Origin of the sequence: Microbacterium sp. UBA837, assembly GCF_002296025.1 — a bacterium.
Lineage (GTDB): Bacteria > Actinomycetota > Actinomycetes > Actinomycetales > Microbacteriaceae > Microbacterium.
The window spans coordinates 1-4,297 of the sequence record NZ_DBHD01000031.1; the positions used below are offsets into that span (position 1 = coordinate 1).

Here is a 4,297-nt window from a genome sequence, read left to right on the forward strand (position 1 = left end):
TGCCGAGGCCCGCACCGAGGCCGTAAGACCGAACCGGCGGTGCAGGGGCTGCGCGCAGTGATGTCCCACGCGCACCGCGACGCCCCGCGAGTCGAGGAACTGCCCGACGTCGTGAGCGTGGACGCCGTCGACCGCGAAGGAGGCGAGCCCGACGCGGGGCGCGGCATCCGTGTCTCCGAGCAGACGGATGCCGGGAATCTCGCGCAACCCGTCACGCATGCGCCGCTCGAGCTCGACCTCGTGCGCGTGAACCGCGTCCATCCCGAGCGACTGCAGGTAGCGGGCAGCGGTGGCGAGGCCGACAGCCTGCGAGACCGGCTGCGTCCCGGCCTCGAAGCGCTGCGGCGAGGGCAGGTACTGCGCCTCATCGAGGGTCACCGTCGTAATCATCGACCCGCCGGTAAGGAACGGCGGCAGTGCGTTGAGCAGCTCGCGCTTGCCGTAGAGCCCGCCGATGCCGTACGGGCCGAGCATCTTGTGGCCCGAGAACACGGCGAAGTCCACGCCGATCGCCGGGAGGTCGATGCTGAGGTGCGGCACTGACTGACAGGCATCCATCACCGTGATCGCATCGGCGCTGCGAGCCAGAGCGATGAGGTCGTCGATGGGGTTGATGATGCCCAGCACGTTCGACACGTGCGGGAACGCGACGATCCGGGTGCGGTCGCCGATCAGTTCGGCGGCGGCATCCATGTCGAGGCGTCCGTCGTCCAGCACCGGGATGTGGCGCAGCCGCGCACCCGTGCGGGCAGCGAGTTCCTGCCACGGGATGAGGTTCGCATGGTGCTCGGACTCCGTGACGACGATCTCGTCATCGGGGCGCAGGGCAAAGCGCCGCGCAGCCTCGCCGCCCCGCCCGAGGGTCGCATTCCCGATCGCGTATGCGACGAGATTGATGCCGGCGGTGGCACCGGAAGTCCAGACGAGCTCCCCCTCGCCGGCGCCCACGAACGCGGCGACCGCCTCACGGGCATCCTCGAACGCGTCAGTGGACTCCGCTGCGAGCGTGTGAGCACCGCGGTGGACCGCGGCGTTCGTGTGCGTCAGAAACTCGACCTCGGCATCGATCACCTGCTGCGGCTTCTGGCTCGTCGCGGCAGAGTCCAGGTAGGCGAGCGGGTGGCCATTCACCTCCTGCGCGAGCAAGGGGAAGTCGGCGCGGATGGCGGCGAGATCCAGCGGGGTCACGGCAGGAACGGTCACCCCTCCAGCGTACGCGCCGTACGTGTCGGCGGATCGGGTCGGTGGTCCGGGGTGACGGATGCCGCGCGCTAATCCTGCGGACGCTCGAGGCTCGAGTGCTCGGCGTGCTCGAAGTTCTCGACCGGATCGTAGGGACGCCCTGCGCGCTCCTGGCCAGGCAAGGGGCGCGACCGGCGACCGTAGATCAGCTCGGACGAGTCGAGCAACCACGGCACGAGCGTGATCGTGACGCCATGGATCAGCATGAGCTGTTGGGCGAGCCGCCGGGAGCGGCGGTTGTGCAGCAGTGTCTCCCACCAGTGCCCGACGATGTACTGCGGCAGATACACGGTCATCACGGCCGGCCCGTTCTTCTCGCGATAGCGCCGGATGAACTCGCCGATCGGTCCCGCGTAGGTGCGGTAGGGCGAGTCGATGATCACGAGGGGAATGGGGATTCCGTGCGCCTTCCACTCCTCCTGCAGGGCGTCGGCATCCTCGTGGTCGGTCGCAACGTGGAGCGCAATCGTCTTGTCGTGGCGCGCGGCCATCGCATAGTCGAGCGCCTTCGCTACCGGCTTCTGCAGCCGGCTGACCATGACGAGTGCAACATCGCCGTCCGAGCCGAAGTGGATCTCGTCATCCATCCGGATCTCGTGCTCGACGTCGCGGTAGTACCGGTTCACGCCGAGCATCAGGGTGGCAAGGATCGGGATCGCCAGGAAGACGAGCCAGGCCCCGTGCGTGAACTTCGTCACGGTCACGATGACGAGAACGGCGGCGGTGAAGGTAGCTCCGGTCGTGTTGATGATCAGTCCCGTGATCGCGCCACGGCGCTCGAGGCCGGATGCCGGATCTCGCCGCGCTTCGACGCGGGTGGTGGCCCGGATGATGCGGCGCCAGTGTCGCACCATGCCGATCTGGCCGATCGAGAACGAGACGAAGACCCCGATGATGTACAGCTGGATGAGCGTCGTGAGATTGGCCTGGTAGATGACCAGCACGGCGATCGCGATGAGACCGAGCACCAGCATCCCGTTGGAGAACACGAGGCGGTCGCCGCGGGTGTTCAGCGCCTTCGGTGCGTATCCGTCGCGGGCCAGGACCGCCCCGAGAAGGGGGAAGCCGTTGAAGGCGGTGTTGGCTGCCAACAGCAGCACGAGCGCGGTAGCAGCCTGAATCAGATAGAAGGGGATCGACCCCATGCCGAACGTTGCGGCAGCGACCTGCGCCATGAGGCTCGGCTGCGGCTGATTCGCGCAGTCGAATCCGACGAGCGTGCAGGGATCTTCCGCGTAGTGCACTCCCGCCACCAGGGCGAGCGCGGTCAGGCCCGCGAACATCAGGATCGCGACGCCGCCCATCATCGTGAGGGTGGTCTGGGCATTACGCACCTTGGGGCGGCGGAACGCCGGGACGCCGTTGGAGACCGCTTCGACACCGGTCAGGGCGGAGCATCCGCTCGAGAAGGCGCGCAGAACGAGCAGGATGACGGCAGCCTGTGACAGGCTCTCGGCCTGCACCGCGAACTCAGCGGATGACGCAACCGGCGGGTCCCCGAGCGCGGTGCGCACGAGCCCGGTGCCGATCATGAACACCACCGAGCCGATGAAGACATAGGTGGGGATCGCGAAGACGAGGGATGCCTCGCGCACGCCCCGCAGGTTGATGAGCACGATCACGACGACGAAGCCGATGGCAAGTTCGACGCGCGCCGGGTCGAGCCCGGGGAGGGCGGAGATGATGTTGTCGACTCCCGAGGCCACCGACACCGCCACGGTGAGGACGTAGTCGACCAACAGGGCGGCTGCCACGACGACACCGGGTACCTCACCGAGGTTGGTGCGGGCCACCTCGTAGTCCCCGCCGCCTGACGGGTACGCCTTGATGAGCTGGCGGTAGCTGAGCACGACGACGCTCAGCAGCACGACGACGGCGGCGGCGATCCACGGCGAGAAGGCCAGGAACGCGAGCCCGCCGGTCAGCAGGATCATGAGCAGTTCCTGCGGCGCGTAGGCCACGGACGACAGTGCGTCGGAGGCGAAGATCGGCAACGCCATCTTCTTCGGGAGCAGGTGCTCGTCCATCGCGTCAGAGGACAGCGGCTGGCCCAGGAGGATGCGCTTAGCGACGGGCGTCTCGGGTACGCCCGATTCGGGCGCGTCAAGTGTCACGGCGGGCGAGACTACGCCTGCGCGGGCACCCGCGCAAGCTGCAGCGGACCCGCGGTCACGCGCCGATGCGCGCGGTGCTGCCCCGCACCACGAGTTCGTAGGGCAGTTCTTCGCGGTCGGGGACGCTGCCTGCCGATTGCTCGAGCTCGTGGAGGATGGTCGCGGCGGCGCGCGCGCCCTGCCCCGCGGGGAACTGGTCGACCGTGGTCAGGTCGAAGAATCGGCCCAGCTCGTGGCCGTCGATTCCTGCGATCGACAGGTCCTCCGGCACGCGGTAACCCAGGTCGCGGGCTGCCAGCATCGCCCCGATCGCCATCTCATCGGATGCCGCGAAGATCGCTGTCGGCGATGCTCCGGGCCTGCCGAGGAGCTGCTTCGCTGCGCGGAAGCCGCCCTCGATCGTGAAGTCGCCGGGCTCGAACAGCTCTGGTCGCGGATCGATGCCCGCTGCCCGCAGCGCCGACTCGAAACCGTGCCTGCGGCTGGACGGAATGTGGAAGTCGATGTCGAACTCGGGGTCGGCTCCGATGTGACCGATGTCGAGGTGTCCCATCGCAAGCAGGTGCTCGGTGGCCAGGCGCCCGAGGCCCACATCGTCGATGGAGAGCGTGGGAAGCAGTTCGTTCGGCCCGCCGATCGCGATCACCGGCATTCCGAGCGAGAGCAGCGCCCGCGACTCGTGCTCGCCGAGCTCCAGCGCAACAGCGATCACCCCGTCGACCCGCTGCCGGCGCAGGAAGGTGTCGAACACCTGGCGGCGGTGCTCCCGGTCGGGCGTCACGTTGTACAGCGTGATGTCGTAGCCCGCCCGCGTCACCTCTTCGGCGATGCCGCTGAGGAGTGTGCTGAAAAACCACCGGTCGAGGTGAGGGATCACGACGCCGATGTTGCGGGTGCGGCCGGATGCCAGGCTCGACGCCGACGAGGAGACGACGTATCCG

At 68.2% G+C, this 4,297-nt stretch carries 3 protein-coding genes; all 3 read right to left on the bottom strand.

The window, feature by feature from the left end:
• Positions 1-1,203, bottom strand: a 1,203-nt coding sequence (locus tag B3587_RS02555) for an aminotransferase class V-fold PLP-dependent enzyme (protein WP_292726312.1), incomplete at its 3' end; no start/stop codon positions are given.
• Positions 1,204-1,271: 68 nt separating this feature from the next.
• Entirely contained in the window at positions 1,272-3,269 is a 1,998-nt protein-coding gene (locus B3587_RS02560; RefSeq protein WP_292726315.1) for an APC family permease, read from the bottom strand.
• A 142-nt stretch (positions 3,270-3,411) separates the two neighbouring features.
• Positions 3,412-4,297, bottom strand: an 886-nt coding sequence (locus B3587_RS02565; RefSeq protein WP_292726313.1) for a LacI family DNA-binding transcriptional regulator, incomplete at its 5' end; no start/stop codon positions are given.

Coding starts and splice junctions, on each gene's coding strand:
- B3587_RS02560 (WP_292726315.1), bottom strand. CDS start 3,269: ATGGACGAGCACCTGCTCCCGAAGAAGATGGCGTTGCCGATCTTCGCC.